The 26,978-nt window shown below is 68.6% G+C and carries 22 protein-coding genes and 1 tRNA gene; 17 read left to right on the top strand and 6 right to left on the bottom strand.

Annotated elements, in window-relative coordinates:
• Nucleotides 1-2 precede the first annotated feature (2 nt).
• From KA248_11745 to KA248_11765, 5 genes are read left to right on the top strand one after another with little or no spacing between them, the layout of a single operon-like run.
• A complete protein-coding gene (locus KA248_11745) occupies nucleotides 3-1,058 on the top strand; it encodes a hypothetical protein (protein ID MBP7830580.1) in 1,056 nt (351 codons plus the stop codon).
• Nucleotides 1,055-2,290: an MFS transporter gene (locus KA248_11750; GenBank protein MBP7830581.1), complete on the top strand. Its 1,236-nt coding sequence runs from the start codon at nucleotides 1,055-1,057 to the stop codon at nucleotides 2,288-2,290. Before KA248_11745 ends, KA248_11750 begins: the two co-directional genes overlap by 4 nt.
• 40 nt (nucleotides 2,291-2,330) lie before the next feature.
• Nucleotides 2,331-4,172: a hypothetical protein gene (locus tag KA248_11755; GenBank protein MBP7830582.1), complete on the top strand. Its 1,842-nt coding sequence runs from the start codon at nucleotides 2,331-2,333 to the stop codon at nucleotides 4,170-4,172.
• Nucleotides 4,169-5,026, top strand: a complete 858-nt coding sequence (locus KA248_11760) for a nucleoside deaminase (GenBank protein ID MBP7830583.1) — start codon at nucleotides 4,169-4,171, stop codon at nucleotides 5,024-5,026. Before KA248_11755 ends, KA248_11760 begins: the two co-directional genes overlap by 4 nt.
• Before the next feature lie 30 nt (nucleotides 5,027-5,056).
• On the top strand, nucleotides 5,057-7,234 hold the full coding sequence (locus KA248_11765) for a hypothetical protein (protein ID MBP7830584.1): 2,178 nt from the start codon (nucleotides 5,057-5,059) through the stop codon (nucleotides 7,232-7,234).
• Between the two features lie 223 nt (nucleotides 7,235-7,457).
• Here KA248_11765 and KA248_11770 read toward each other — a convergent pair whose 3' ends face one another.
• Genes KA248_11770 through KA248_11780 form a run of 3 tightly spaced genes read right to left on the bottom strand, consistent with a single transcriptional unit; the run spans nucleotide 7,458 to nucleotide 11,589 of the window.
• Nucleotides 7,458-9,920 carry a VWA domain-containing protein gene (locus KA248_11770; GenBank protein MBP7830585.1) on the bottom strand — a complete coding sequence of 821 codons (2,463 nt, stop codon included), beginning with the start codon at nucleotides 9,918-9,920 and terminating at the stop codon, nucleotides 7,458-7,460.
• Nucleotides 9,917-10,996, bottom strand: coding sequence for a zf-HC2 domain-containing protein (locus KA248_11775; protein ID MBP7830586.1), 1,080 nt, complete (start codon nucleotides 10,994-10,996; stop codon nucleotides 9,917-9,919). The genes KA248_11770 and KA248_11775 overlap by 4 nt, the downstream gene beginning before the upstream one ends.
• Nucleotides 10,993-11,589 carry a sigma-70 family RNA polymerase sigma factor gene (locus KA248_11780; GenBank protein MBP7830587.1) on the bottom strand — a complete coding sequence of 199 codons (597 nt, stop codon included), beginning with the start codon at nucleotides 11,587-11,589 and terminating at the stop codon, nucleotides 10,993-10,995. The genes KA248_11775 and KA248_11780 overlap by 4 nt, the downstream gene beginning before the upstream one ends.
• A gap of 252 nt (nucleotides 11,590-11,841) precedes the next feature.
• On the opposite strand from KA248_11780, the gene KA248_11785 reads away from it, so the two are divergent.
• A complete protein-coding gene (locus KA248_11785; GenBank protein ID MBP7830588.1) occupies nucleotides 11,842-12,597 on the top strand; it encodes a rhomboid family intramembrane serine protease in 756 nt (251 codons plus the stop codon).
• Between the two features lie 115 nt (nucleotides 12,598-12,712).
• Here KA248_11785 and ppk2 read toward each other — a convergent pair whose 3' ends face one another.
• Complete coding sequence (gene ppk2, locus KA248_11790; GenBank protein MBP7830589.1) at nucleotides 12,713-13,540, bottom strand: polyphosphate kinase 2; 828 nt, start codon at nucleotides 13,538-13,540, stop codon at nucleotides 12,713-12,715.
• 103 nt (nucleotides 13,541-13,643) lie between these two features.
• On the opposite strand from ppk2, the gene KA248_11795 reads away from it, so the two are divergent.
• The 9 genes from KA248_11795 (at nucleotide 13,644) to KA248_11835 (ending at nucleotide 24,601) form a co-directional block, all read left to right on the top strand.
• Entirely contained in the window at nucleotides 13,644-14,744 is a 1,101-nt protein-coding gene (locus KA248_11795) for a hypothetical protein (protein MBP7830590.1), read from the top strand.
• 66 nt (nucleotides 14,745-14,810) lie between these two features.
• A complete protein-coding gene (locus tag KA248_11800) occupies nucleotides 14,811-16,199 on the top strand; it encodes an MFS transporter (GenBank protein MBP7830591.1) in 1,389 nt (462 codons plus the stop codon).
• A 21-nt stretch (nucleotides 16,200-16,220) separates the two neighbouring features.
• Complete coding sequence (locus KA248_11805; GenBank protein MBP7830592.1) at nucleotides 16,221-17,045, top strand: phosphate ABC transporter substrate-binding protein; 825 nt, start codon at nucleotides 16,221-16,223, stop codon at nucleotides 17,043-17,045.
• 84 nt (nucleotides 17,046-17,129) lie between these two features.
• Entirely contained in the window at nucleotides 17,130-17,861 is a 732-nt protein-coding gene (locus KA248_11810; protein MBP7830593.1) for a MotA/TolQ/ExbB proton channel family protein, read from the top strand.
• Entirely contained in the window at nucleotides 17,858-18,286 is a 429-nt protein-coding gene (locus KA248_11815; GenBank protein MBP7830594.1) for a biopolymer transporter ExbD, read from the top strand. The genes KA248_11810 and KA248_11815 overlap by 4 nt, the downstream gene beginning before the upstream one ends.
• A 7-nt stretch (nucleotides 18,287-18,293) precedes the next feature.
• Nucleotides 18,294-20,648, top strand: coding sequence for a tetratricopeptide repeat protein (locus KA248_11820; protein MBP7830595.1), 2,355 nt, complete (start codon nucleotides 18,294-18,296; stop codon nucleotides 20,646-20,648).
• Between the two features lie 152 nt (nucleotides 20,649-20,800).
• Nucleotides 20,801-21,343 (top strand): hypothetical protein, encoded by a 543-nt coding sequence (locus KA248_11825; protein MBP7830596.1) that lies wholly within the window; start codon nucleotides 20,801-20,803, stop codon nucleotides 21,341-21,343.
• A 52-nt stretch (nucleotides 21,344-21,395) separates the two neighbouring features.
• Nucleotides 21,396-23,039 (top strand): tetratricopeptide repeat protein, encoded by a 1,644-nt coding sequence (locus tag KA248_11830; protein ID MBP7830597.1) that lies wholly within the window; start codon nucleotides 21,396-21,398, stop codon nucleotides 23,037-23,039.
• Complete coding sequence (locus tag KA248_11835; protein MBP7830598.1) at nucleotides 23,036-24,601, top strand: D-aminoacylase; 1,566 nt, start codon at nucleotides 23,036-23,038, stop codon at nucleotides 24,599-24,601. The genes KA248_11830 and KA248_11835 overlap by 4 nt, the downstream gene beginning before the upstream one ends.
• On the opposite strand, the gene KA248_11840 is transcribed toward KA248_11835, so the two are convergent.
• Nucleotides 24,602-24,979, bottom strand: coding sequence for an HIT family protein (locus KA248_11840; protein ID MBP7830599.1), 378 nt, complete (start codon nucleotides 24,977-24,979; stop codon nucleotides 24,602-24,604).
• A 69-nt stretch (nucleotides 24,980-25,048) separates the two neighbouring features.
• Here KA248_11840 and KA248_11845 point away from each other — a divergent pair.
• Nucleotides 25,049-25,121 (top strand) — tRNA-Phe (locus KA248_11845).
• Between the two features lie 427 nt (nucleotides 25,122-25,548).
• On the opposite strand, the gene KA248_11850 is transcribed toward KA248_11845, so the two are convergent.
• Nucleotides 25,549-25,818 carry a tyrosine-type recombinase/integrase gene (locus tag KA248_11850; protein MBP7830600.1) on the bottom strand — a complete coding sequence of 90 codons (270 nt, stop codon included), beginning with the start codon at nucleotides 25,816-25,818 and terminating at the stop codon, nucleotides 25,549-25,551.
• A gap of 319 nt (nucleotides 25,819-26,137) precedes the next feature.
• Between KA248_11850 and KA248_11855 the strand changes: the two genes are divergently transcribed.
• Nucleotides 26,138-26,827, top strand: coding sequence for a hypothetical protein (locus KA248_11855; protein ID MBP7830601.1), 690 nt, complete (start codon nucleotides 26,138-26,140; stop codon nucleotides 26,825-26,827).
• Nucleotides 26,828-26,978: the final 151 nt, after the last annotated feature.

A 26,978-nucleotide genomic window follows, 5' to 3' on the forward strand; every position in this document is an offset into this window, starting at 1 on the left:
ACATGGGTGGTTGTGCCAAGGAAGACATCCCGCCGGCCGCGGACGGACGGAAGCACGATCTCGCCCCGCCCCCTGACGTTTCTCGGAAAGCCGGCGGGGCGAATGCCCGGCCGGCGGACGAGCTCCTGCAGGTTCTACGGCAGCGCGGGCTGGAGGGTTTGGTCGTCCTGGGCGGCGCCGCCCGGGACCGGCTCCTGTCCGTCAACGGACACGGCGACGTGGACCTGCAGGTCCAGGTCCGGCTGCACGATTTCGAACAGGCCTGGATCCGCCGTATCCGCCGGTTGGCCCGGCTCCGCTGGCCGTGGGGCGGACTCTGGTATTCGCTGGCCATGCGGGCGGCCATGCGCCGGATTCAAACCCGCCACACAACGGACTGGGACCCGCTGCTCCGGAGCGGGGTGCTGGACCGGCCCGGGGAACTCTTCGCCGGCGGGGCCGGCTTCCGTGGCGTGCGCGTGGAGCGGGCCAAGCGCGTCCTGGTCACGGATCGCGGGGAAATCATCCCCGAGAACCGGGTGCCGTCCTTCGAGCTCGTGGCGATCTCCCCGAAGGGAGAGGTGTTCACCTACGACCGGCAAACCCTGGAAGACCTGGAGCAAAGGCGGGTCCGGATCACGGGCTGCGGCGCGTTGTCCATCCGGACCGTCATGCGGATGGTGTCGATACGGCGTCAGTTCGCGGGGGCCTGGTACGACGAGGAATCCTGGCGCGAAATGACCCGGTACGCCGGGTGGCTCCGGCGCGGCCTGGGGGCGCGCTATCACCTGCGCTCGCGGCATGCGCGCCGCGTGATCCTGGCGCGGCTGGGCGAGACGATCCAGCGGGCCGGGGACCAGTGGCCGCTCGCCGTGGAGGACCTGGACAAGCTCGGCATCCTCACGCTGATCGAGGCGGCGTGCCCCGAGGCGATCCGCCTGATTCACTACCGGGGCGCGCTCGATCGCGGGTCCTCCGTCCCCGGGGAAGAGGCCGCCTTCTGCGAGCCCCTGCTCTCGAGTTTTTCCCGGCAGCTCTTTCCGTTGGATGCGCCGCCCCGGGCGGGGGTGAGCCGATGAACACGAACTCCGGGGGCCGGAACGGCTCGAGCTTCGCCTACTCCTTCTCCCTGCTTTCCATCATGCTGTTCACGGTGCTCGGGACGACCCTGCTGCGCCCGGTGATCGACCTGAACCTCAACCGCGCCGGGCAGACCAAGACGTACATCGGCGCCAACGGGGTGATGTGGGAACTCGGTTGTTTCCTGGCGGCGCTCCTGCTGGTCCGGATCCTACGGCGCTGGGGCCAGCGCGCGCTCCTGGCCGTATGCCTGGCCCTGCTGCCCCTCCTGATCCTCGCGACGCCGCCCCTGATGCCCACGGCGCTGCTCTTCCCGGCCCGTTTTCTCCTGGGCCTCCTGACCACGCTGGTGTGCCTGGCCTGCATCACGGGCGCGGTGGTGGCCAGCGGGAAGGAGAACCACGGTACCGCGCTGTGTGTCATCACGGCCTCGGCCACCGGGGCCAAGGCCCTGGGCTCCGCCATGGTCCATCCGGTCGGCATCGACGGCTACGGACCTTTCCTGTTCGCCGCGATGAGCGTCGGGCTCGGCCTGCTGCTCCTCGCGGGCCAGCGGAACGGCGGCGCGAAGGCCGGCCGCAGTCCACCCCGCGTGCCTCCGCCCCGCGGGAAGGCCCCGTCCGTGGCGCGCGGCACGCTGATCGCCCTGGCGTTCTGCGCGGGCGCCAGCCGGGCCGCGTTCTTCACCTTCCTGCCCATCTTCGCCACCGGCCTCGGGTTCCGGGCCGAGGACGGCGCCCTGCTGCTCGCCGTTTCCTTTGCCGGGGCCGTGATCTTGAGCGTGCCGATCGGCCGGCTGGGGGACCGGTTCGGGCACGGCCGCATGCTGGTCCTCGTGATGCTCGCCGTCGTCGCCGCCTCGATATTCCTGGTGCTTCCCTCCGCCGGCCTGCCGGGGCTCATGGCCGTGGTCTTCGTGATCGGCGGCGGGGTCTCCACCACGCGGGACCTCGGGCAGGCGGTATGGAGCTGCCGGCACCCCGAGCCGGAGAACGTCATCGCGCACCTCTCCTTCTGGGCCGGGTTGGGCGCCGTCGTCGGCGTGCTGGGCACGGGAGTGCTCATGGACCTCTCGGGCCCGCTGGCCTTCGGCTTTGCCGTCATGGGCGGGAGCGTGCTGATCATGGCCATGGCCGCCGCCACCGATCCGCGCGATCTCAAGGTCGACGAGGAGGCCGGGCGCTCCATCGATCCGCTGCTGGGCGCGGACAAGATCCTGTTCGAAGATTGAGGCCGGCGCGGGCCGGCCCGAAACACGGGTGACGCCGACGATGAAAACGGAATGGATCCGAGGGTGGAGCCGGAGAACGCGTTGGACGGCGGTCTTCCTGCTGCTGGTGTTCGCGGGCCTCGGCCTGCGCGTGTGGCGGCGCAGGGAAACGCCCCCGCCGCCGGCGCCGGTCTGGGCGCCGGACGAGGACTACCTCTCCGAGCCGGATCTGGACTTCGTCTCGCCGCACCCGGCCACGGACCCCGCCCCGTTTCCCTACCTCGCCCAGGTCGTCCAGGCCCTCAACTACCGCCTGCGGGACGTCGAGCTGGCCGGCCGCGCGGGCGGATTCCGCTTCCGGCACGTGTTCCAGGGCGGGTGCGGCTCGGGCTTCCTCCGCGAGAACACGGTGGGCAACGACCTCGATTACATGGTGACGGTCCATCTCGGCGAACTGGAGACCGACCTGGCCGATCCCGCCGCCGCCGCGGACGCCCTGCTGGCCCGCATGGAAAGCTACCTGGAGCTGTTCCACCGCGTGGTCCACGACGAGGGCGGTCCCGACCTGGCGCTGGGCGACGGCGTGAACATGCGCGGCGCGCGGCTGCGGGACCGCGACCGCCTGCAGCAGCACCTGGCCGACTCGCTCGCGGCGCTCCGCGAGGGACGGGGCCGGTACTTCTTCCTCGATACCGACTTCGGCCGCCACGTCCCGTGCCACGTGCCGCAAGGCGAACTGGGCCTCCCGAACGATCTCATGGCCAAGCTGATGTCCAACCGCATCCAGTACCAGCCCGCGATGTATCCCGGCATCCGGGAACTCGGCCTCCTCTTCCGCTTCTACTGCGACTTCGTGAGTCCCGGGCCGGACGGGCAGGCGGAGGTGAAGCGGAACGTGCCGGTGAATGCCCTGCATTCCTCCGGGCGCGTGCTGGGGCTGCACAACGTGTTCATCGGCCTGGCCCCGATCGGGCGGGATTCGGCCGCGTTCCTGCGCGCGGAGATCGCGGCCGACCCGGCGCAGTGGGTGCGCTACCGTCTGTGGGTGGGCGCGGACCTGTTGAGCCAGGTGACCCGTTTTCTCAATGAGGACAATCCGCTCAAGGCCCTGAAGCGCCTCCACCAGGCCCTGGATTTCCTGGAGCCGATGCTCGACGAGGAGGCCGTCGCCGGGCTCCGGCCGTTCCTGCGCCGGCGCCTGCAGGACCCGGACGTGCTGCGGACCGACGGGATCCGGGAACTGTCCTGGCAGGCCGCGGACGTGGTCGCGTCGCCGTGGCTCCGCCGGCTCTACACCGGTTCGGGCGATTTGCGGAGGACCCTGCGCCGGATTTTCGTGGACCTGGCCCGGTTCGAAAAGCGCTGCCCGGCCGCCCTTGCGCAGGAGGTCGCCGGGCTCAAGGCCGAAGCGGAGCCCCTCCTGCTGGGCGACCTTCGCTCGGGCGGCGATCGTCGGCTCGCGGCCGTCGAGCAGGTTCTCGAGACCCTCGGGGACAGCGCGGCCCGGTGGACGGCCGCGCTGCTCGAACCCGCCGAGGGCGAGATCGCGCAGTGGCGCGATCGCCTGCAGCGGGAACTGGCCGCCTGCGGCCTGCACCCGTTCCGGGCCTACGGCATCGCGACCAACGAGACGGTCGGCCTGCTCGCCGAGGACCTGGCGGGGGTCGTGGCCCTCGACGCCTTGAATGAACTTGCCGCGCGAACCAACGTGCCGCCCTTCCGCTACGAGGTCATCGCGCCGGACCGGATCCCGCCCGATTCCAAGGGCCGCACGGACTACTTTCCCCTCTACCTGTGGCTGCGGCCGGCGCCCGGCCCGGAGGCGGAGGCGCGCTTCCGGCAGGCCCTGTCCCGGCTCGAGGCCGACCTGGCCGCGTCCGGCTTCTGGGGGGAGATGCCGTGACGGCGCCGGCGCAGACCCTTCCCGCGGCGGGGGCCCGGTCGCGGAAAGGCCGGTGGATCCTGGCGGCGCTGGCCGTGGCCGTCGCCGTCGGCGCGGGGCTTTATGTCGGCCTGCGGCGCTCCGGTTCCGCCTATCGCGACCGGCGGGCCTGGGGGGTGCCGTCGGACGAGCAAGCCGAGCGCGACGAGATCTTCACCTTGCTGGCCTTCGCCGTCGCGCACAAGGACTGGCAGGAAGAACGCCCCGACAAGCGCGGCTTCAACATCGGGGCCGTGGTGGTCGATGCCTCGGGAACGAACGCCGTCTCCTGGGGCCGGAACTGCAACGTGCGGCTGGGCAACGCCACGCAGCACGCCGAGCTGCGGGCGATGCTGGGCTACCTGGACGATGCCCGGATCTACAGCCTCACGGGGTGCACGGTCTACGCCACGCTCGAGCCCTGCGCCCAGTGCGCCGGCATGATGACGATGCTCGGCGTCCGCCGCGTGGTCTACGGGCAGGCCGATCCCGAGTACGGCAAGGCCTTCGAGCGCCTGCAGCTCCATTCGCGCGGGCGGCTTCGCGAGTGGCGCGGGAAGCAGAAGCGCGGCTACGTCCCGTACCCGCGGGCCGTCGCGGTGCACCGGAGCCGCTCGGACCTGACCCGGCGGCTGGAGGAGGCCCACGACCGCTCGGGGTCCGACATGCCCGACTTCCTGTGCAGCGAGGAGGTGCGGGCCCTCTTCGAGGAGGCGCGCCGGGCCCTCGACGCGTACCGCGTGCGCCATCCCGAGAACGAGTCCGCCCTGTCGTCGGCCCGAAGCATGCTCGAAAGCGTCCCGGAGGATTACGCGCCGCTCGGCCTGGACCTGTGACGCCGCGCCCGGCTTTATCAAAGGACCCCCGTGAAAAGAATAACCTACACCGTCGGTCTCGTCTCCGCCCTGCAACTGGGGCTGGAGATCCTTTTCATCAAGCTGGCGCGCTATGACTTCGGGACCTTCTCGGTGGCCGTGGTCGGCATCGCCATGCTGGGCATCGGCGCGGCCGGCTGGATCGCGCACGTCGCGGCCGCCCGCCGCCAGGCCCTGCTGGAACGCTCCCTCCTGGCGCTGCCCGTCCTCGTCCTCCTCGCCGGCCTCGTGTTCTTCTCGTCGCCGCACGCCCTGACGCCCCTGGCCGCCGTCTTCCTGCGGCTGGGCCTGGAAAGCCTGGCGATCTTCCTCGTCATGTGCTGTTCCGCCATCCCGATCTTCGCGCTGCTGGCGGAGCAGTCCCAGCGTGCGTCCGTCGTGTACGGCGCCAGCCTCATCGGCGCGGCGCTGGGCGCGGTGGCCAGCTTCGTCATCAGCCACTTCCGGGGCGACTTCGTCGCCTACGCCGTCATGTCCGGCACGCTGGTCTTTCTCTGGCTGCCCGCCACGCACGGGGGCCGCCGCGCCGCGTGGATCCGGGCCGCGAGCCTCGTGGCCGCCCTCGCGGGCTTCGCGCTCTACCCCGTCCTGGAACGATGGGCCCATCCGGACAGCCTCTACTCCCGCAGCAATTCCTTCACCCGCATCGACGTCGTCCCCTCCAGCGAGAAGGTCATCCATATCCGGACCGGCGGCGTCAACGCCGGCACCAGCGTCCTGCTCGAGGGCTACAAGCCGCTGGCGTGGCGGCACCGCCGGGACATCACCGCCGCCCCGTGCTACGCGGGCGGCAAGCGGTCGCTGATCCTCGGCAGCGGCGGCGGCAAGGACGTGGCCCAGGCGCTGGCGCTCGGCGCCGACCACGTGACCGCCGTGGAGATCAACGGGCTGATCACGGAGTTCATGGAGGCGCAGGTGCCGGCGGAGGTCAATCCGTACCGCGACCCGCGCACGCGCCTGATCGTCGGGGAGGGCCGGGCCGCCGTGGCGGCGCTGCTGAAGGAGGGCGCCCGCTTCGACACGGTCTACATCACGCTGGCCACCCTGTACGGGTCCTCGGGCCACATCTTCACCCACAGCTACCTCATGACCCGGGACGCCGTGCGCACCTACTGGGACCTCGTGGACGGGGAGGGGATCGTCGCGGTCTACCACATCGGGGAGGACTTCTTGCGCGCCAAGACCGCGCATGCCCTGTTCGACGCGCTGCGGGCCGTGCAGCCCGACGCCGTGCCGGAGCAGCTGGCGGTGTTCGTGCAGCAATCGGAGTTCCGCATGGCGCGCTTCGTCATCCTCGCGCGCAGGGGCCGGCCGTTTACCGGGGAGGAGAAGGACGCGATCCAGGCCCGCCTGCAGCAGGTGGAGCAGCGGGATCCGGTTCGGGATCTCGAGGTCGGCCGCTCGCTGATCCTGATCACCGACGACAATCCGTTCATGCACAACGACACGGAACTGCCCGTCAGCACGAGGCGGTTCTTTGTCTGGAGCCAGCGCATGCTCATGCCGCTGCTCGCGGTGTCCGGCGCGCTGTGCCTGGTCCTGTGCCTGTGGGGCGGCCGGTGGGGAAAGGCGGGCGCGGGGCGGTCGCACGCCGACGGTGTGCTGCACCTGGCGGCGTTCACGGGCATCGGGTTCGCCTACACGCTGCAGCAGACGCTCGTCTTGCAGAAGCTCGAGTTCTTCCTGGAGCACCCCGTGACCAACACGTTCGTGGTGCTGCCGCTCTCCCTGGTGGGGACGGGGCTGGGTTCCCTGGCGACCGCGTCGTTGACGCGCCGATTCCCGCGGGCCGTGCTCCTGGCGTTGCGATGCCTCCTGCCGGTCGCCGTGATCGGGCTGGCGTCCGTGCCGGCCGCGTGGCTGCTGGGCTTCGCCTGGCCCTTGCCGGTCCGCGTGGCCGTCGCGGCCCTGCTGGTGATCCCGTGCTTCTTCCTGATGGGCACCTACTTCCCCGTGCTGTTCGCCCGGGCCGCGCGCCTGGACGCGGGCCTGCTGCCCTGGTGCTGGGCCGTCAACGCCGTGGCCGCCGTGGCCGGCTCGCTGTGCTTCATCGTCGTCGGCATGCGCATCGGCTTCCGCGCGCTCGCCGTCCTGCCCGCGGCCGTCTACCTGCTCGTCACCCTCTGGGACTACCGCCGCTCGGCCCCCACGCGTGAAACGTCTACCTGAAATCCGAAACAAAACCGCGGAGTACGGATGCACGCGGATGGAAGAGGATGAAGGGACGAGAGCGAAGGGGATCCCAAATCCGCGCAAGGATCTCCGACCCTGTGCGATGCTGCGCAGGTTCTCCTTGGCGGTCACGGCTCGCGGGACGCTCGCCCTCCAGGCGAGAAAATTATCTGCATCGTATAGAAAGCGTTCTGGAGCGAGCGTCCCCGCAAGCCGCGGTTCAGAACCCCGCCCGGAGCACCTCGACGTAATCGAGCAAATCCTTCCACGGCGAGGGAGGGAAGTCCGTAGCCTGGCTCGTTTCCACGCGTGTTTCGGGCTGCGGCTGCCCGTCGTCGCCCCGCAACCGGATGCGTAGTTCGGCGGCGCGGGTCCAGGGCGTCTTCTCGGTCGGCGCCTTCAGCGCCTTGGCGAGCAGCGCCCACAGTTCGCGGGCCTGTGCCCGGGAGAGCCGGCCGAGCAGCACGCGCTCGGCCGCCCCCCGCTCCAGCCATATCTCGCCGCCCTCGGTGATGCGCAGCACGTCCTCCCCGCCGGCCGCGGGCATGCGGAGTTCCAGGCTGAAGGGTTTCATCGGCTCGCCGGGCGGCGGCTCGACCGCGAGTTCCTCGTCCATCGCCACGGGCGGCGCCACGGCCGGTGGCGCGGCTTTCGCCGCGAAGACCCCGCCGCCCGTGAACCCCGCCCAGCGGCCGCGGGACGTGGCGGGCGCGACCATGGGCATGCCGCCCGGCATGGACGCCAGTTCGCCGCCGAAGACCCCCTCGTACGATACGCCCTCGGGCATCTCGACGGGCACCTGGATCGTCACCGGCGTGCCGTCCTCGTTGACGACCTTCTCCTCGACGGCGACGAAGGATGTGTACTCGGACATCAGCCGGTGCTTCAGCGCCAGCGCGGTGATCTCCTCGACCACGTCCGGGTCCTCGCCGGCGTAAAGCTCGGTGGAGAGCTCGCGGATCCGCGAGCGCGCCCACAGCGAGGCGACGGCCGCGTGGCCGTCCGCGCTTTCCGGCAGGTCCACGGGCAGGTCGTAGGTCACCGGGGCCCCGCTGATTTTCCCGTGGATGCGGATCGTCGCCGCGCCGGGCCGGTTGTACCGCCCGAGGACGAAGACCGGCTGGCCCGCGAACAGGTCGGGGATGCGCGCGGGGTAGAGGTCCTCGACGTCGAGGCCGGCCCAGTCCACGCGGATGTGCGTGAGGACCGGGTTGCGGATGCGCTCGTAGAACTTCTTCACCGTGTCCTCGGGCTTCTCGTTGAGCAGGACGTACTTCACCTCGCCCCGGCCGACCTCGGCCATGCGCTCGAGGAGGTAGCGGTTGACCGACGAGCCGACGCCGAAGGAGAACAGGCGGGTGTCGTCGCCGAGCCGCGTTCGGATGGCGGCGAGGATGTCCTTCTCGTTGCCGATGTACCCGTCGGTCATGAAGCACACGATGCGCAGGCGGTGGTCGCGGTTCGGGAAGTCCAGGGCCGCCTTGATGCCCTCGAGCATCTCCGTGCCGCCCTCGCCCTCGAGGCCGTTCACGTACGACAGGCCGCGGCGGACATTGGCCGGCGTGGCCTTGACCGGCTCGGACGAGAACGAGGAGGCGGACTCGGAGAACCGGATGATGTGGAACGTGTCGTCGGGATTCAGGTTTTGGAGCGCGTGCCGCACGGCCTTCTTGACCAGCGAGATCGGCTCGCCGGACATCGAGCCGGAGCAGTCGAGCACGAAGACCATCTCCTTGGGCGCGATAACGTCGAGCCCCGGCTGGGCCGGCGGCTGGAACATCAGCATGAACGCCCCGCCGTTTTCGTCCCGGTGCGCCAGGAACCCGGTCCGCGGCGCGGCGCCGGCGACCGTGTAGCGCAGGACGAAATCCTTGTTCGGCACCCTGTCACGCGGGGCCAGGCGCACGGTCGCCGGGCCGTCGAACGGCGCGGGCCCCGGCTCGGTCACGATCTCGTGGCTCGGGCACTCGAGGGCCTGGACCGGCACGCCGGCGTCCAGTTTCACGGTGACCATGATGTCGTGCCCGTTGCGCTCGCCCGGCTTCAACACGGGCGGCGTGATGCGCGACGCGTCGGGAACCTTATCTGTATCTTCCGCCCAGCCCCCGGCCTGTTTTCCGGCCGGCTGGCCGGGGATGTATCGCGGACCGACGACCATCGGGAATGCGAACTCGTACCGGCCCTGCTCATAGGGGAGAAGGTCGTCGTAGGTGATTTCCACCACGATGTCGCTCCCGGGCATGAGGTTGGCGACCGACTGGCTGAAGATGTTGGGCCGTTCCTGCTCCAGCAGCGCCGCCGTCTTGCCCTCCTGCTTGGCCTTTTCGTAGATCTGCTTCGCCTCCTCGCGCTTCTTGATCAGGCCGCGGATCACCCGTTCGCCGATCCGGATCTGCATGTCGTTGACGGCGGCGTTCTGCGGGAGGGGGAAGACGTAGACGGCCTCGATCGGCTGGTCGCACGGGTTGGTGAACGTCTGCTTCACCTTCACGCGCGCGATGTACCCGCTGATCTCCGCCTCGACCTCCGTGTGCTTCAACGGCAGGTCGATCGTGGTTTCCTTGCCCTGGTCGTCCTTGACAACGGTGCTCAACGCCCCCTGCGAAGGGGCATCGGACTTCGCCGCCGCGGTAACCGCGGCGCACAAGCACACCACCAAACCGGAACAAAGCAGGCTTTTCATGGCGATTTCTCCTCTGTGGGTTCCGAAATCATGCAATGCACGGCGCGAAAACCGCCGGCCGAGACGTCGGCTTCGATCACGGCCTCCAGGTCCGATTGGCGGGCCACTCGGCCTTCGTTATTCAAAAGCCGAAGGCTCCAACCCGGCCGCTCGAAGGCGCGGGTGACCGATACGAGCTGCGCGTTCGTGGCGTCGTTCAGGACCCGGACCTGCCAATGCCGGGTGCGGAAGCCTTCCTCCGGCGCGGCGACGAGCCCGTCGGCCTTGCTTTTCAGGGGGATCAGCATGACGCGCACCTGGTTGGTCGGGTCGAAGCTCCAGCCCTTCGGCAGCCGCGCGGTATGGGGCGCCGTGTCGGCGGGGCGCGGCTTGCGCGGCCGCCGGGCGGGCTTTTTCTCCGCCGCCGGCGCGGAGGACTTGGGCGCGGGCGGCTCGCTGATGTCCGCCCCGGCCGACCGCTCCGGCGCGAAGGCCCGGGCCGCCGCCAGCATCGGCGCGGCGGGCTGGCCCGCCGCATCGGAAAGGATCTCGTCCGCCTCGCGGAGGCTCTTGTCGCGGTCCGCGAGCTCGCCGGCGATCATCGGGACGCTGTCTGCCAGTAGTGCGCCGCCCGCGAATTCCGACGGAGGCGGAACCGCGGCTGGGGGCGGCGCGGCGACGGGTTCCGGAGCGGGCGGGAGAGAAGCTCCGGCCGTGCCGCCGTCCGCCGGGGCGGGAACTGTCTCGCTCCGGGCCAGTTCCATCGCCGGCTCTCGGCCAAGCCTCGGCGCGACGACGAACACGGCCAGCAACACGGCGGCCGCCGCGGCGGCGATCCAGCCGAACGCGGGGAAGCGCGTCTCGCGCGCGGGCCGGTCCACCCGGACGCGGCGCAGGGTATCGGCGATCAGCCGCTCGGACGCGGCCTCGGTTTCGCGCAGGGACTCCAGCGTCGCGAAGCGCCGCCGCAGGAGTTCCGCGTGTTTCCGGCAGTCGCCGCATCCGGCGAGGTGCTGCTCGGTCCGGGCGCTCTCCGCGGGTTCGGCCAGCCCGAAGAGGTAGTCCAGGATCTGCTGTTCTTTCAGGTGGTGGTTCATGCGGCGCCTCCCGCGGCATGGCCCGGCGCCAGGTCGGGTAGCGCGCGCGCCAGGGTCCGGAGCGCGCGGGACATCTGCTTCTTGATCGTGCCGAGCGAGCGGCCCAGGGCGCGGGCCGCCTCGGGGTAGGTGAAGCCCTCGAAGTAGGTGAGCGACAGGATCGCGCGCTGGGCGGGGCTCAACCGCTCCACGGCGCCGCGCACGCGCGCGCGGAGATCGGCGGCCGCGGCGCAATCGGCGGGCCCGGCGGCCGGGTCCGCCAGGCGGTCGGCAAGGGAATGATGCTCCTCGGTCTGTTCGTCCATGGAGAGCAGGATGGGCGTGCGCTTCCGGCGGCGCAACTCGTCCACGGCCAGGCGGGTGGCGATGGTATAGAGCCACGGCTTGAACCGGCCGTCGGGCCGGAAGTTCTCGGCGTGGCGGTGGACGCGGACGAAGGTTTCCTGGAAGAGGTCCTCGGCCTGGTGGGGATTCGAGCTCATGCGGGTAAGGTAGCCCAGCAAGGGGCCGGAATGACGCCGCACCAGCCGGGCCAGGGCTGTCTCATCGCCTTGCCGGTAGGCTTGCATCAGCGTCTCATCCGTAGGGTCCATGGCGGCGCCTTCACCGTCCTGCTCTTCCATACGGCCGGGAGCCGCGCCCGGTTGACAGGAAAAGAGCAGCCCCAGGCGGAAAAAGAGCGGGAACGCCGTCCGCCGATACCGAGGCTGGCCTGGAATGGTGAACATACGCATGATTCAACGGCCGTCCGCCGTCCTTTATTCAGTATGCCCGTTCGCCGGGCGGTTGCCCACAAAATCCGCTTCGCCCTTGAGCGCGCCGGGCCGCCGCGCTAACGTGAAGGCATGTTTCCGCTCCGGGACGACAATCCCACGCTGCGCGCGTCGGTGGCCACGCTGGCGATCGTCGCGGTCAACGCCCTGGCGTGGGTCTTCGTGCAGCGGCTGGGCATCGATCCCGGCTTGAGCGAGTCCGTCTGGCGTTTCGGGCTGATCCCCGGCGAGTTGCTGGGCCGGGTGCGGCCGGGGACCGAGGTGCCGGCCGGGCCGGGCCTGGTGGCGGTGCTGGACGGCGCGCCGAACGGATGGAGCGTGCTGACCTCCATGTTCATGCACGGGAGCTGGATGCACCTCATCGGCAACATGTGGTTCCTCCTGGTCTTCGGCGACAACGTGGAGGACGCGATGGGGCCGGTCCGCTTCGTGGTCTTCTACCTCCTCTGCGGGGTCGCGGCGGTGGCGGCGCAAGTGCTGTCAGGACCGTCGAGCCTGGTGCCGATGGTCGGCGCGTCCGGGGCGATCGGCGGGGTGATGGGGGCCTACCTGGTCCTGTATCCGCACGCGCCCGTGCACCTGCTGGTCTGGATCGGCTTCTACGCGAGCCGCGTGGTGGTCCCGGCGTTCTTCATGCTGGGCTACTGGTTCCTGCTGCAGCTGGTTGCGGGCGCGTTCGACCGGGGGCACGGCGGCGTGGCGTTCTGGGCGCACGTCGGCGGGTTCGCGGCCGGGGCGCTGCTGGTGCGCCCGTTCTGCGATCCCGCCCGGCTGGCGGCGTTCCGCGCGCGCCGCGCGCGGCGGTGGGGCCGAGCGCGCTATCCCTGAATCCGGGACCCCGGCGAGCTTGTCTCGCCGGTGAACAAGGCGGGGATCCTGCGTGCGGCGCCGTGGTTCTCCGCCTTTCGCCCCTGCCGGGCAAGCCGACAGGGGGCTACGTAGATCAGTACACTTCCGGCACAAACGTCTGGTCCGTGATCGGCGGCCGCTCGTAGCCGGGGTCCGGCTGGCGGCGCGGCAGCTTGAGCTTCTCGGGCGTCAGGTCCTTGAAGGGGATGAGCGAGAGCAGGTGATGGATGCAGTTGAGCCGGGCCCGCCGCTTGTCGTCGGCCTCGACCACGTACCACGGCGCCTGCTTGATGTCCGTGTACTTGAACATCTCGTCCTTGGCCTTCGAGTAGTCCACCCAGCGCGCGCGGGACTGCAGGTCCATCGGGCTCAACTTCCAGCGCTTGGTCGTGTCGTGGATGCGGTCCTGGAACCGGCGCTCCTGCTCGGCGTCGCTGACCGAGAACCAGTACTTGATCAGGATGATCCCCGAGCGGATGAGCATGCGCTCGAACTCCGGGCACGACCGGAGGAACTCCTCGTACTCCGCCTCCGTGCAGAACCCCATCACGCGCTCGACGCCGGCGCGGTTGTACCAGCTGCGGTCGAAGAGGACCATTTCGCCGGCGGCGGGCAGGTGGGCGACGTAGCGCTGGAAGTACCATTGCGTCTTCTCGCGCTCGGTGGGCGTGCCGAGGGCGACGACGCGGCAGATGCGGGGGTTCAGCGACTCGGTGACCCGCTTGATCGCGCCGCCCTTGCCGGCCGCGTCGCGGCCCTCGAACAGCACGACGACGCGGAGCCCCTTGTGCTTGATCCATTCCTGGAGCTTCACGAGCTCGATCTGGAGCTTGCGCAACTCGCCCTCGTAAATCTTCCGCTTGAGCTTCTTGCGCGGCGCGTCGTCCTTCTGTTGGTCCCCGCCTTTCTTGTCCTTGGACATGGGCCACCTCCCTCGTGAGTTTTAGAATAGCAGGGCCCGGCGGGAAAACCAAGCGGTCCCGACGCTTGTCCCGCCGCGGGAAAGGATTATGCTGGGGCCGACCATGAAACCCGGCCTTGCGTATTACATCAGCGCCCACGGCTACGGCCACGGGGTGCGGTCGTGCGATATCCTGCGCGCTTTTATACGGACGTATCCCGGCGTTCCCGTCATCATTGTCAGCGACCTGCCCGGGGCGTTCCTGCGCAACCGGCTGGCGGGCGCGCCGGCGGAAATCCGGCAGGGCTCGTTCGACGTCGGCATGGTCCAACTCGACTCCGTGCGCGTGGACGTGCCCGCGACGCTGGAGCGCGTGCGGGACCTGTGCCGGCGGCGGGCGGAGTTCATCGAGCGCGAGGCCCGGTTCATCCACGAGCGGGAGATCGGGCTGGTCGTCGCCGACATCCCCGCGCTGCCGCTCGAGGCGGCGAAGCGGGCCGGCCGGCCGGCCCTTGCCGTCGGCAACTTCGCCTGGGACTGGATCTACGAGGAGTTCATCCCGCGCGACCCGCGCTGGGCGGAAGTGGTGGCGGCGTTCCGGGAGGGGTACGCGCAGGCCGATCGGCTGCTGCGCCTCCCGTTCCACGAGCCGATGGCGGCATTCCGTTGCATCGAGGATCTCCCGCTGGTCGCCGAGCCCGGCCGCGCCCGGCGGGAGGAGCTGGCCGCGTGGACCGGCGCGCGCGCGGACCGGACCTGGGTGCTGCTCTCCTTCACGTCGCTGGAGTGGGACGACCGCGCGCTGGACCGCGTGGAGCGGCTCGAGGCCTATGAATTCTTCACCGTCAAGCCCCTGGAGTGGGCGCGCCGCAACGTGCGCGCCGTGGACCGGGAGCGGGTCCGTTTCTCGGACGTGCTGGCCTCGGTGGACGTGGTTGTGTCCAAGCCGGGCTTCGGACTGGTCTCCGAGTGCGCGGTCAACCGCAAGCCGCTGGTCTACGTCGACCGCACGGATTTCCGCGAGTACCCGGTCCTCGAGACCGGCGTGAAGAAGTTCCTGAAACACCGGCGGCTCCCGGCGGAGCGGCTCTACGCGGGCGACCTGGAAGAGGCGCTGGCCGCGATCGTGCGCGAGCCGGAGCCCGCGGACGGGTTGTCGGCGGGCGGCGCGGAGATTGCCGCGCGGCGGATGGCGGAGCGGCTGGACCTGAAGAAGGCGCTTTAAACGGAGCCGCCGACGGCGTATACATCAGGCCATGCCGGGGCCGAAACCCGGCCAGGAGAACAGCCCATGGAAAGCGCGACCGGCCAGGATAGCGGCGGGAGACTGAAGCACCCGGAGGGGTTTCGCGCGCGGCGCGGCCTGAACTGGGTTTCGCTGGGCCTGCTGTACGCCTCGTACTACATGTGCCGGTACAACTTCCGGTTCGCCACCCCGGGCATGGTGGAGGAGTTCAGCTTCACCAAGACCCAGATCGGCGACATGCTGGCCATCTGGTCCCTGGCGTACGGGACGGGGCAGCTCATTAACGGCCTGCTCTCGGACCGCATCGGCGGCAAGCGCTCCATGCTGATCGGCGCCGTCGGCACGATCCTGCTGAACCTGTTCTTCGGCTTCGGCTCGTTCGTCGGTTCGTTCGCCACCTTCTCGCTGATCTGGCTGGTCAACGGCTACATGCAGTCCTTCGGCGCGCCGGGCATGGTGAAGATCAACGCGGCCTGGTTTGCCCGCCGCGAGCGCGGCACCTTCGCCGGTATCTTCGGCTTCATGATCCAGCTCGGCCAGGTGGCCATCAGCCAGCTGGCCCCGATCATCCTCGCCGGGTTCATGATCGGCACCCTGCTGGTGGTCAACGAGGGCGAGTGGCGGTGGCTGTTCCGGATCCCGCCGCTGTTCACCGCCGCCTGCGCCATCTTCGTGGCGCTGGCCGCGAAGCAGACACCGGAGGATGCCGGCTTTCCCGGTGTGATCAAGGATGAGATCGACAATTCCGCGGGCGTGCTGGTATCCCTCAAGGAATCCTTCAAGACGATCTTCACGCACCCGCTGGTCTGGTATTACGCTGTGGCCTATGCCTGCACCGGCGCCGTCCGCCAGAGCTCGGACCAGATCGCCATCCTCTACTTCCAGGACGAGCTCGGTTTCGACATGAAGACCGAAATCCCGGCGGCCGCCAAGCTCACGCTCTCGCTCATGCCGATGGTGGCCGTGGTGGGCTCGTTCCTGTCCGGCTGGGTGTCGGACCGGTTTTTCAAGGGGCATCGCTCCCCGGTGGCCATGGTGCTCTATTTCCTGGAGGCGGTGGTGATCAGCGCGGCCGCGCTGGTGCTCTTGAGCGGGGCCGTCGGGCCGACCCCGTGGGGCATTTTCCTGGGCTGTATGTTCCTCGTGCTCATTTCCTTCACGGCCAATTCCACGCACTCGGTCGTGGGATCGGCCGCGCCGATGGACATCGGCGGCAAGAAGATGGCCGGGTTCGCGGCGGGCGTGATCGACTCGTTCCAGTACTACGGCGGCGCGATCTCGCTGGCCGTCACCGGCCGCGTGCTGGACGCGACGAAGGAGCAGTACGGCTACACCTTCTGGTACGTCATCATGGCGGGGTTCGGCGTGCTCGGCGGCTTCACGATGTGGATGGTCACCCGGAAGCAGCGCCGGCGGCGGATCGTGGCGGGCTAGGGGACGAAAGGAGCGTGGCTCATGAAAAGAGGGTTGTGGATCGCGGGATGCGCGCTGGCGCTGGCGGGGGCCGCCGGGGCGGCGGAGCCGAAAAAGGTTTCCATCAAAGGGTCCAACACGTTCGGCGAGGAGCTGGGCCCCGCGCTGATCGCGGAGTTCCGGAAGAGCCGCCCGGACATCGAGATCGCCCTGGAATCCAAGGGCAGCGGCTCCGGCTTCGCCGCGCTGCTCGCAGGCGAATGCGACATCGCCTCGTCCTCGCGCTCGGTGAACGCGGACGAGCGGCGCCTGGCCGCGAAGCGCAAGCTGGCGCTCCGGAACTACACGATCGGCTACTACGGCGTCGCCGTGATCGTCCATCCCGACAATCCGCTGAAGAACCTGACCACGCGCCAGGTGCGCAGCCTGTTCACCGGCCAGACGAAGAACTGGAAGGAGATCGGCGGTCCCGACGCGCCGGTGAACCTGTACATCCGCGATCCCGTCTCCGGCACGCACCTCGGGTTCCGCGAGTTGGCCATGGCCGACAAGCCGTACGCCGGCCGCGTGAAGATGTTCGACAACTACATGGCCATTGCCGACGCCGTCGCCGCCGACCCGGCCGGCATCGGCTACGCGGACATGGCCGTCGCGCGCCGCGACGGGATCCGCTCCGTCGGCATCGGCAAGGTGAAGCCCAGTGTCGGCTCGATCAACGACGGCACCTATCCGTATGCCCGCCAACTGCACCTCTACACCGTCCGGGGCCGCGAGTCGAAAGAGGCCAAGGCGTTCATCGACTACATCCGGTCGCGCGCCGGTCAGAAAAAACTGACGGAACTCGGCTATATCCGGCGATTCGAGTAACCGCCGCCGCCCCTCTTCCTTGACAATCCGCCCGGCCTTTTTACACTGGCCGGGCAGTCTATTCCTGAAAGAGAGGACGTGTTTATGCGGAATCGCACGGGTTGGTGGGGGGTGGTGCTGGCGGGTTCGGCCGGGCAGGCTTTCGCCCAGGCCGGGGCGGCGGCCCCGGCGGCTTCGAACCAGGGCATGAACCTGGTGGAGATCTTCAAGGCGGGCGGCTGGCCCATGTACCCGCTGGCGGCGCTGTCCGTGCTCGGCCTCGCGCTGGTGCTTTACTTCCTGCTTGTCCTGCGCGCCGAGGCCGTGGCCCCGCGCCGCTGGCTGCAGAAGGTCTTCGAGCTGATCCGGCAGGGCCACGCGGACGAGGCCCGCGGCCTCTGCGACGGCCGGCCCTCGCCGCTGGCCGCCGTGACCGCCGCCGCGCTGGACTACGTCGCCGATGCCAAGCCGGTCCAGCCCGACATGCTCAAGGAGATCATGGTCGGCGAGGGCATCCGCCAGGCAACCCGCATCCAGAACCAGGTCCAGTACCTGATGGACATCGCGGTGATCGCGCCCATGATCGGCCTGCTCGGCACCGTGGTCGGCATGCTTCAGGCCTTCAACGCGGTCGCGCTCGACCTGGCCAAGGCCAAGCCGATGCTGCTCGCGGGCGGCGTGTCGCTGGCCCTGATCACCACCGTCGCGGGACTCATCGTCGCGATCCCGGCGATGATCTTCTTCGCCTACTTCCGCAACCGGGCCTCGGCGCTCGTCGCCCGCCTGGAAATGGCCTCGACCGACCTGCTGACCCACCTGCTGGGGCGCGCGCCATGAATTTCCGGCCCGCGATCCGGCAGGAGTCCGGCGCGTTCCCCCTCGCGCCGATGATGGACGTGATCTTCCTGCTCCTGTGCTTCTTCGTCACCACACAGATCTTCGCGCAGTGGGAGACGGAGATCGACATCACCCTGCCCACGGCGGAGACCGGGCAGATGCCGCAGCGACTGCCGGGCGAGATCATCGTCAACATCCTCCCCTCCGGCGGCGCGGTGGTGAATAGCCAGGACCTCGACGACGCCGCGCTCGGCGCGATGCTCAAGCGGCTGGCCTCGCTGTTCCCCGGCCAGCCGGTCGTGCTGCGGGCGGACAAGGCTGTCGCCTACGAGCACGTTGTGCGCGTCCTGGACCTTTGCCGCAAGGCCGACATCTGGAACATCTCCTTCGCCACCAGCCTGCCGGAGAGCCCGGCGGCCCCCTGACCGGACCATGCGTTTTTCCGCGAAGCTTCTGACGGGTTTAGGCTTCCTCGCCGCCCTCGCGGCCGGGGCGCAGACCAACCCGCCTGTCGCCGACCGCATGCAGTTTGCGGACGGGCTCTACGTGCGGGGCATGTACGACCTCGCGGTGAAGGAGTACCTGCTGGTCATCCGCGACGAGCCGCCGGGCGTGCCGCTCGACACCGCGCTGTTCCGCGCCGGCGAGTGCCACCGCCAGCTGGGCCGGAAGGAAATGGCCGAGCGGTATTACAAGCGGATCCTCGCGGATTTCCCGCAGAGCCCGCACCGGTTCCTGGCCGAATTCCGGCGCGCCGAGCTGTTCATCTCGGCGGGCCAGCACCTGGACGGCATCAACCTGCTGCGTGCTCTGCTCGAGGCCGGCCCGCCGGCCGACGTGGCCGCCTCGGCGGAGTACTTTCTCGGCACGAGTCTCGACAAGCTGGGCCAGGCCGGCGAGGCGGAGCAGCATCTGAAGACGGTGATCGATAAGTATCCGAAGTCGCCGTTTTACGGCTACGCCTGCCATGCGCTGGCCGACCTGGGCCAGCGGAACGGGAGGCCCGCCGCGGAGGTCCGCGAGCTGTATCGCCGGGCCGCGGAGCAGCCCGCGACGCCGCGCGCCGGGGCCGAGGCGCTCTTCCAGTGGGCCGAGCACGCGTTCAAGGCGGGCGATTTCGAGGAGAGCGCGAAGGCCTACGAGCAGCTTCTGGAGAAGTATCCCGACGACCGGCGCGTGCCCGAGGCGCGGCTCCAGATCGCGTGGGCGTTCCTGCAGTCCGGCAAGAACACGGCCGCGCTCAAGCTGGCCGAGGAGCGCATGGCGGCGGGGGAGGCGGCCGGCCGGGAGGACTGGTTGTACATCAAGGCCAATGCCCTGCGCCAGCTGCAGCGGACCGACCTGGCCCTCGCGGCCTATGACGAACTCCTCGCGCAGTTTCCCGGGGGGGGGCGGCGCGCGGCGGCCTCCTATGAAAAGGCGCTCATCGTTTTCCGGCGCGGGCAATTCGAGAAAGTTATCGAGCAGTTGGCGGGTCTCGATCCGGCGCCCGCGGTCGAGGAGGATCGCGGCTGGCTCCTGGCGGAATCGTATGCCGCGCTGAACCGCTCGGCGGAGGCCCTGGAACAGTTCAAGGCGCTGGGGGAGAAATTCCCGGAGAGCGGGCGCGCGGCGCAGGCGCTGTATCGCCGGGCGGAGCTTCAGCAGGCGGCGGGCGACTTCGACGCCGCCGCGGCGGCCTGCCGGAAGATCGCGGATAAATACCCGCGGCACCCGCTGGTCCCGGATGCGCTCTTCACCGCCGGGTACTGCCATGCCCGCCTGAATCGGCACGACGAGGCCCTGCGCGACTGGACCGCGCTGCTGGACAAGCACCCGGATTACCGACAGGCCGACGTGGCGCTCTACCAGGTCGCCGTCGCGCAGATCCAACTCGGGAGGGAGAGCGACGCGCGCCGGACGCTCGAGCGGCTGCTGAAGGATTACTCGAAGACCGATCGCGCGGTGGACGCCCTGGTCGCGTTGTCGATCCTGCACGAGCAGGCGGGCAAGCTGGACAAGGCCGAGGAAGCGGTGCGCGACGCGCTGGCCCGGAAGCCGGCGGAGACCGAGTTACCCAGGCTCAAGTTCCGGCTGGCGACGCTGCTGCAGAAGCAGGGCCGCGAGGACGAATCGGCGGCGATGCTCCAGACGCTGTTGGACACCCCGGTCCGCCGCGACATGCCGCCCGCGATGCTGGAATGGCTCGCGGATCTCCAGTTGCGGCACGAGGCGCCGGCGGACGCCCTGAAGGCGGCGCAGGCTCTGGTGGACCAGGCCGGCACGCCGGACTGGAAGCAGATCGGCTGGTACTGGGTCGGCCGCAGCCGGGAGGCCGCGGGGGAGCAGGACCGCGCCCTCGAGGCCTACGCGCGGGCGCTGGACCAGGACGCGCGGACACAGGAGTCCGCGGAGGCCGCCCTGCGCCTCGGAGATCTGCGCCTGGCGGCCGGCGATGCGGCGCTGGCGGGGACGGCCTACCAGCAGGCCGCCGAGCGCGCCACGGCGCCGGAGTCCATGCCCCTGCGCGCCCGCAGCTACTTCGGGCTGGGCCGGGCCGCCGCTGCCCGCGGGCAGTGGGAGGACGCCGCGCGGTATTACATGAGCGTCGCCGTGCTCTTCGACGATCCCGACCTGGCGCCGCACAGCCTCTTCGAGGCCGCCGCCGCGTTCGAGAAAGCCGGCCGTCCCGGCGAGCAACGGAAGGCGCTGGAGGAACTGGGCGCCCGCTATCCTGGAAGCGAATGGGCGGAGAAAATGGCCGGGCGGGCCGGGGCGGATTCCCCTCCTGATGGTGCAAAACGTTAGGCCATGTTTTATAAAATGTGTCCGGGTATAAGTATGTGTTACTTATTGATAATAAGAATGATGTGATATTTGCTAATCGGGCCGTGTTGTTTTTCATCGGTCACCTTTTATAAAAGGTGGCCGCCCGGAAATAATGCGATCGGGGGAGGGGCATGAACCAGCAGGAATGGAACATTAAAATGCCGGCTGCGGCGTGCGCCTCGTGCGGGAAAAGCTTTGCCGACCGGGAAGCCATTTATTCCCGGCTGACCTTCGGGGCGGAAGGTTACCAGCGGGACGACTGCTGCGCGGGCTGCTGGCCCGAGGCGCAGAAGACGCCGTCGTTGAGTTCGTGGAAGAGCGCCTACCGTATGCCGGCCCCCCCGCCGCCGGAAGCCATCCAGCGCGAGACCGCGGAATCCATGCTGCGGCAGTTCATGGAGACCGAGGACCCGTCCCGCCGGAATGCCATCTATATCCTCGCCGTGATGCTCGAGCGGCGGCGGATCCTCGTCGAGCGCGACGTGAAAACACGCGAGGACGGCATGAAGGTGCGCTTCTACGAGCACCGGAGTACCGGGGAGACCTTTGTGGTCCCTGATCCCGGCCTGCGGCTGGACGAACTCGAGCATGTCCAGCAGGAAGTGATCGCGCTGCTTGGCGTTCCGTCCGCCAAGGCTCCGGAAAGCGCCTCGCCGACTGAACATGCTTCCTGATCCGCCAGAGCGATCCGGTTCCCCTAAGTCCATTTTGTCGTGGCTTCCCGCCGTGATGCTCTTGCTGGTCGGCGTTCTCGTGTACGCCAACAGCCTCCAGGGACCGTTGCTTCTGGATGATCACGGCAACATCGCGGCCAATCCCGGCATCCGCCGCCTTTGGCCATTAAGTGCGGCCTTGGCGCCGCCGCCGGGCCCCATTTCTTTTTACACGCGGCCGGTCCTCAATTTGACCATGGCCTGGGACTACGCGCACTCGGGGACGGGCGTCGCCGGCTACCGCCGCACCAACGTGACCCTTCACGTCTTGTCGGGCTTCATGCTGTTCCTTCTGTTGGGCCGCCTGATGAGACGGCGCTCGTGCCCGTCGCCCTGGATGGATCCCGATGGCTTTCCCGCGTGGCTGCGTCCGTTCTTTCCCGATGCCGCCGGCGTGGCGTCGTTCGCGGCGGCCCTCCTGTGGGTGGCGCATCCGTTGAACACGGCGGCGATGAACTACTTGAGCCAACGCGGGGAACTGCTCGTGACGTTGTTCATCCTCGCGCTGTTCTACAGCCTGATGCGCGCGGCGGACGCGGCTCCGGCCGGCCGATGGAAATGGCAGGCCGCGGCCGTGATCGCCTGCCTGCTGGGGATGGGCAGCAAGGAAAACATGCTGGTGGCGCCGTTGCTCGCGCTGGTCTTCGACCGGTTGTTTCTGGCCGATTCCTGGCGCGAGGTTTTCCGGCGACGGGGCCTGGTGCATGGCCTGCTGTGGCTCACCGCGTGGTGGCCGATCCATCGCCAGTGGCTTCATTCTCCGCATTTCTTGCCGGGCGCTGTCCCGGGGGACGCGCGGTGGCACTATGCGCTGACCCAGTGCTGGGCGCTGGCGAGGATGCTCCGGTTGGCCTTCTGGCCGGATCCCTTGGTTTTCTACTACGGCGCCGGCCTGGTCACGGATTGGCGCATGGTCTGGCCGCAGGCCTTGTTCCTGCTGGCTGTGGTCATCACTTCGCTGTGGGCTTTGTTTAAGTATCCCCGCGCCGGCTTCGCGGGGGCCGTCTTTTTCGGCCTGCTGGCTCCGTCTTCGACCCTGATCCCCATCTGGGGGCAACCGGTCGCGGAGCATCGCATGTATGCCCCCCTGGCCGCGCTGTCGGCCCTGGCCGCGGCGGGGTTGTGCCGGATAGGCATGAGAGCCCGTCGTCGCGATGTTTCGCTCTCGGCCTTCTTGATCCTGGTCCTGGCGGCATCGCTGGGCCTTGGGGCGATGACGAGCCGGCGCAACGCCGTCTATCGGGATTCGCTGGACCTTTGGCTGGACACGGTGCGCAAAGTGCCGGGCAGCCACGAGGCCCACAATTCCGCCGCCAACATGCTGGCGCAGAGGGGCCGCTACGAGGAGGCGATCTTTCATTACCGGGAGGCGTGGCGTCTCAAGCCGGAGAGCATCCAGTACCTTCACAACCTGGCGATGACCTATCTGGAAACGGGCCGCTTCCGGGAAGCGATTCCCGGGCTGGAAAAGGTTCTGCAGGAGATGCCGAACGATACCCGCGCGATCCTTCAACTGGCCCGGGCGCTGGCGGCCACGGGCCGGAGGGAAGAGGCCCTGGAGCGACTGCGCGTCGCCGCCGCCGCCCGTCCTGACGAGTCCGAACTGAAGCGCATGATGGCCGCCTTGGACATCCCGCGGCCAGAGAAAGAACCATGACCCTGGACCTGCTCATCCGTGGCGGTGTCCTCCTTGACGGAACAGGCTCCGCCGAGCGCCGGGCCGACGTGGGCGTAAAGGGCGACCGCATCGAGGCCGTCGGCGACCTCGCCGGGGCGGAAGCCGTGCGCGTGATATCCGCCTCGAATGGGTGCGTCTGTCCCGGCTTTATCGACGTCCATTCGCATTCCGATGCCTACCTGCTCATCGAGCCTTCCGCCCCGAGTAAAGTGTTCCAGGGCGTCACCACCGAGGTCGTCGGGAACTGCGGCGCGTCGGCCGCGCCGCGCCTGGGCCGCTACCTCATGCCGTCCGACTGGCGCGCGATGCCGTACCCGGGATCGTGGGGCACCGTGGCGGAATACCGGGCGCTGCTGGAACAGGTGAAACCCGCGGTCAATGTCGTCCTGCTCATCGGGCACAGCGCGCTCCGGGCCTCCGTCATGGGCTACATCGAGCGGCCGGCGACCCCGGATGAACTACGGGCGATGAAGGACCTGCTGGCCCGGTCGTTGGACGAGGGCGGGGCGGGGTTGAGCACCGGGCTGATCTACTCGCCCGGGATGTTCGCCGCGCCGGAAGAAATCGTCGAGCTGGCCCGCGTGGTCGCCGGGTGGGGCGGAATCTATACCTCGCACATGCGCAGCGAGGGCGGGCGGCTGCTGGAGGCGCTGGACGAGACGATCGGGATAGGTCGGGCGACGGGCGTCCGCGTGGAGGTGTCCCACCTCAAGACCTCCGGCCGGGCCCACTGGGGGAAAATCGATGCCGCGCTGGACCGGGTACGCGCGGCGCGGGCCGCCGGGCTGGACGTGGCCGCCGACCGCTATCCGTACACCGCGTCCTGCACGGACCTGGACGTCATCCTCCCCGCCTGGGCCTCCGGCGGCGGGCGCGACGAGGTGCTCAAGCGCCTGCGCGATCCCGCGCTCCGCGCCCGCATTCGTGCGGATGTGGCCAATTCCCGCGATGCGGCCTACTGGGCCGACCTGCGCATCGGCTCGACCCGCCACCCGGACAACGCCCGTTTCAAGGGCCGGCCCATGCCCGAGGCCGCGCGCGAACTCGGCCTCGAGCCGGTGGACGCCGCCCTGTACCTGGTGGACACGGACGAGCTTCACACGTCGGGGATCTTTTTCGGCATGAGCGAGGAGAACATGCGGCGCATTCTTGCCGAACCGTACGTCATGATCGGGTCCGACGCCTCCCTGCGCGCGCCGACCGGCCCGTTGAGCCACGATCATCCGCATCCGAGGGCCTATGGCACTTTCCCTCGATTCCTGCGGGCCGCGCTCGATGGTCGGACCGTCGGCCTGCCCGAGGCCATCCGTAAAATGACATCCCTGCCGGCGCGCCAGTTCAACCTCAAGGACCGCGGAGAAATCGCGGTGGGCAAGAAGGCGGATATCGTCGTCTTCGATCCGGACGGGGTGGGGGACGCGGCCACCTACGAGCAGCCGCACCAGCTCGCGCGCGGGATCGAAGCGCTGCTGGTCAACGGCGTTCCGGTCCTCGCCGGCGGATCGCCCACCGGCGAACGCCCGGGCCGGTTCCTGGACTGATCAGGGATAGTCCTGCTTATCCGGGATGACGCCCCGGACGCCTCCGCGCGGGCGGCGCACGTCGCCCGAACGGCGGGGGATCAGGTGCACGTGCACGTGGAAAACGGACTGGCCCGCCGCCGCCCCGTCGTTGATGCCAAGATTAAATCCTTGAATCGACGGATCTTCCTCCTGCATCCGCTTGGCGAGCAAGCGGGCCAGGCGGAGCACAGCTTGCCATTCCTCGTCCGTCAGGTCGCGGAACGAGGCGACGTGGCGGCGCGGCACGATCAACTGGTGGCCCCGCGACACCGGGTAGCGGTCGGACAGCGCGAGACACGGGCCGTCCTCGGCCATGATCCGTTCCGGCGCCACCTCGCAAAACGGGCAGGGATTCATGGCTGCGAGCATAAAAGCCCGGAGCGTTGACATCGAGCGGAAAAAGCCTACTATCCCACTCTCGCGCGGGGCCAGATAGCTCAGCTGGTAGAGCAACGGACTGAAAATCCGTGTGTCGACGGTTCGATCCCGTCTCTGGCCACCTTTTTCATTTTTCCCGCCATTCATTTCAGCCTTATTTTACAGGGCTTTTCTTGCTGTTTCGCCCCTTGAAGCCATGACCCGCCGACAGGGATGTTTTTCTGTCAAAAAAGCCACGGGGCCAATACGGGGCCAAAAGGTTTTTGCAGGATGGTGCAGGGGCAGGGGGCCAAAGGCGGCTTTACGAGTCGCGCCGTCATGGAATTTTCAAAGCTCTTTCCACGCCGCAACTGTAAGGATGCTGGGCCGTGGGTGGCGGGGCTCCAACAGGCATTTTTCTCGCCCAGGAAGCCATCCCGGCCATTTTTCCTCCAGAAGCCGCCTCTTGGATGCCCCTTTGGACCTGAAGGCCGTAGAGAAGGCGTGGTAGGGCTTCCGGCGCTGGGGCCATGGACTTGGGGACGTACTCGGGCCAGACGGTAGGGAGCCTACACGATTTTGATTTTGGCCACTTCCACATCGATGAACGGCTGGGACAGGTGCTGGTAGTGTTTTTCCAGCACTCGGGATGACGGGGTATGCCCAATCATCTTCTTGATAGCCTGAGGGTTTGAGCCACTTTCTGTTGCTCTACTGCAAAAGTAATGCCGGAAGGTGTAGGGCGTGAATTTTTCCAACCCCGCGCTTTTACCAGTGGGAGCGGCGTGCGCTCTCGGGGATGGTGGAGGCGCTTCAAGGGAAGACGGGGGGCCGTCCATCCAAGCCTCCGGATCCGCAGAGGGAGCAGATGCAGAAGCGCTTGTCGGAGTTGGAAGCCCAGGAGCGGGTGCGTGAGCAAGTGGAGCATATCCGGGCCGAGTTGAAGCAAGCGGAAAACGCGGCGCAAAAAAAATGAGGCGGTCGAGACGTTGGTGAAAACGGTCGAACAAGTTCGGGAGCAGACGGGTTGGTCGTACCGCCGGGTGCTGGGGGGCGGCCCCCCTCTGCCGGTCGAGTTTTAACCGGTGGAGAAGCCGTCTCCGGAACCAGCAGCCGTCCGTGCAGACGCCGGGCCCTAAAAAGGAAGTGCAGTTGGATATGGAATCGCTGATGGAAGAGGTGCGGCAGATGGAGCACCGGCGCCATCGCAGCTTCGGGACACCGGCGCTCTCCCAGGCTCACAAGCAGGAGATATCGCGGCGGCAGTTACAGGGGATCGTGAGAGAGGAGCGTCGGTTGGTGAATGCCCGGAGGCTGGCGAAGCTGCGGCGTATCACCTGGCACGTGCCGGGGATGGCCTGGGCGATGGACGGAGCCCAGATCGGGCCGATGAAGCTGCACCAGATGCAGGACCTGGCGTCGCGGTACAAGTACGAGCCGGTTGTTGCGTCCAGCGTGTACGGCCATCAGGTGGCGGAGCATCTGGAGCGGTTGATCGGACTCCACGGCGCGCCGCTGATCCTCAAAAGAGATCGGGGCGGGAACCTGCGGGACGAGGCGGTGCAGGCTGTCATGGCCAAGCACCTGATCATCCCGCTGGACTCGCCTCCGCGGTACCCGGCGTACAACGGGGGGATCGAGTATGGGCAGAGGGAGATGAAGGAACTGCTGGGTGAGCGGTATGCGGGGGCCGAGGATCTCCTGGCCTGCAGCAGCGCCGCCGCCCAGGAACTCAACCATCATCCCAAGCCCTGTTTACAGGGTCGCACGCCCTGCGCCGTGCTTCAGGAGGCAAGTCAGGCGATGCGGATCTACAGTAAGCGTCACGCCAACCCCCATCTATCGTAGGAGATTGGAGATGTCGTAGGCTCTAGAGACTGTCGGACTTTCCCTGTTCATCGCCGCGTCGCGCTGGTAGAATCCAGACATTATGAGCGCCCAATTCGTCAACATTGACCGCAACACCCCGATGCTCCTGCCGCCAGACCTTCGTGATTGG

The sequence above is a fragment of the Kiritimatiellia bacterium genome, from assembly GCA_018001225.1.
In the GTDB taxonomy this organism is placed as follows: domain Bacteria; phylum Verrucomicrobiota; class Kiritimatiellia; order CAIQIC01; family JAGNIJ01; genus JAGNIJ01.

Bases quoted from the DNA above. Each gene is read 5' to 3' on its own strand.
- KA248_11745 (MBP7830580.1), top strand. From the start codon at position 3: ATGGGTGGTTGTGCCAAGGAAGACATCCCGCCGGCCGCGGACGGACGG.
- KA248_11750 (MBP7830581.1), top strand. From the start codon at position 1,055: ATGAACACGAACTCCGGGGGCCGGAACGGCTCGAGCTTCGCCTACTCC.
- KA248_11755 (MBP7830582.1), top strand. From the start codon at position 2,331: ATGAAAACGGAATGGATCCGAGGGTGGAGCCGGAGAACGCGTTGGACG.
- KA248_11770 (MBP7830585.1), bottom strand. From the start codon at position 9,920: ATGAAAAGCCTGCTTTGTTCCGGTTTGGTGGTGTGCTTGTGCGCCGCG.
- KA248_11775 (MBP7830586.1), bottom strand. From the start codon at position 10,996: ATGAACCACCACCTGAAAGAACAGCAGATCCTGGACTACCTCTTCGGG.
- KA248_11780 (MBP7830587.1), bottom strand. From the start codon at position 11,589: ATGGACCCTACGGATGAGACGCTGATGCAAGCCTACCGGCAAGGCGAT.
- KA248_11785 (MBP7830588.1), top strand. From the start codon at position 11,842: ATGTTTCCGCTCCGGGACGACAATCCCACGCTGCGCGCGTCGGTGGCC.
- ppk2 (MBP7830589.1), bottom strand. From the start codon at position 13,540: ATGTCCAAGGACAAGAAAGGCGGGGACCAACAGAAGGACGACGCGCCG.
- KA248_11795 (MBP7830590.1), top strand. From the start codon at position 13,644: ATGAAACCCGGCCTTGCGTATTACATCAGCGCCCACGGCTACGGCCAC.
- KA248_11800 (MBP7830591.1), top strand. From the start codon at position 14,811: ATGGAAAGCGCGACCGGCCAGGATAGCGGCGGGAGACTGAAGCACCCG.
- KA248_11805 (MBP7830592.1), top strand. From the start codon at position 16,221: ATGAAAAGAGGGTTGTGGATCGCGGGATGCGCGCTGGCGCTGGCGGGG.
- KA248_11810 (MBP7830593.1), top strand. From the start codon at position 17,130: ATGCGGAATCGCACGGGTTGGTGGGGGGTGGTGCTGGCGGGTTCGGCC.
- KA248_11815 (MBP7830594.1), top strand. From the start codon at position 17,858: ATGAATTTCCGGCCCGCGATCCGGCAGGAGTCCGGCGCGTTCCCCCTC.
- KA248_11820 (MBP7830595.1), top strand. From the start codon at position 18,294: ATGCGTTTTTCCGCGAAGCTTCTGACGGGTTTAGGCTTCCTCGCCGCC.
- KA248_11825 (MBP7830596.1), top strand. From the start codon at position 20,801: ATGAACCAGCAGGAATGGAACATTAAAATGCCGGCTGCGGCGTGCGCC.
- KA248_11835 (MBP7830598.1), top strand. From the start codon at position 23,036: ATGACCCTGGACCTGCTCATCCGTGGCGGTGTCCTCCTTGACGGAACA.
- KA248_11840 (MBP7830599.1), bottom strand. From the start codon at position 24,979: ATGAATCCCTGCCCGTTTTGCGAGGTGGCGCCGGAACGGATCATGGCC.
- KA248_11850 (MBP7830600.1), bottom strand. From the start codon at position 25,818: ATGGACGGCCCCCCGTCTTCCCTTGAAGCGCCTCCACCATCCCCGAGA.
- KA248_11855 (MBP7830601.1), top strand. From the start codon at position 26,138: ATGGAATCGCTGATGGAAGAGGTGCGGCAGATGGAGCACCGGCGCCAT.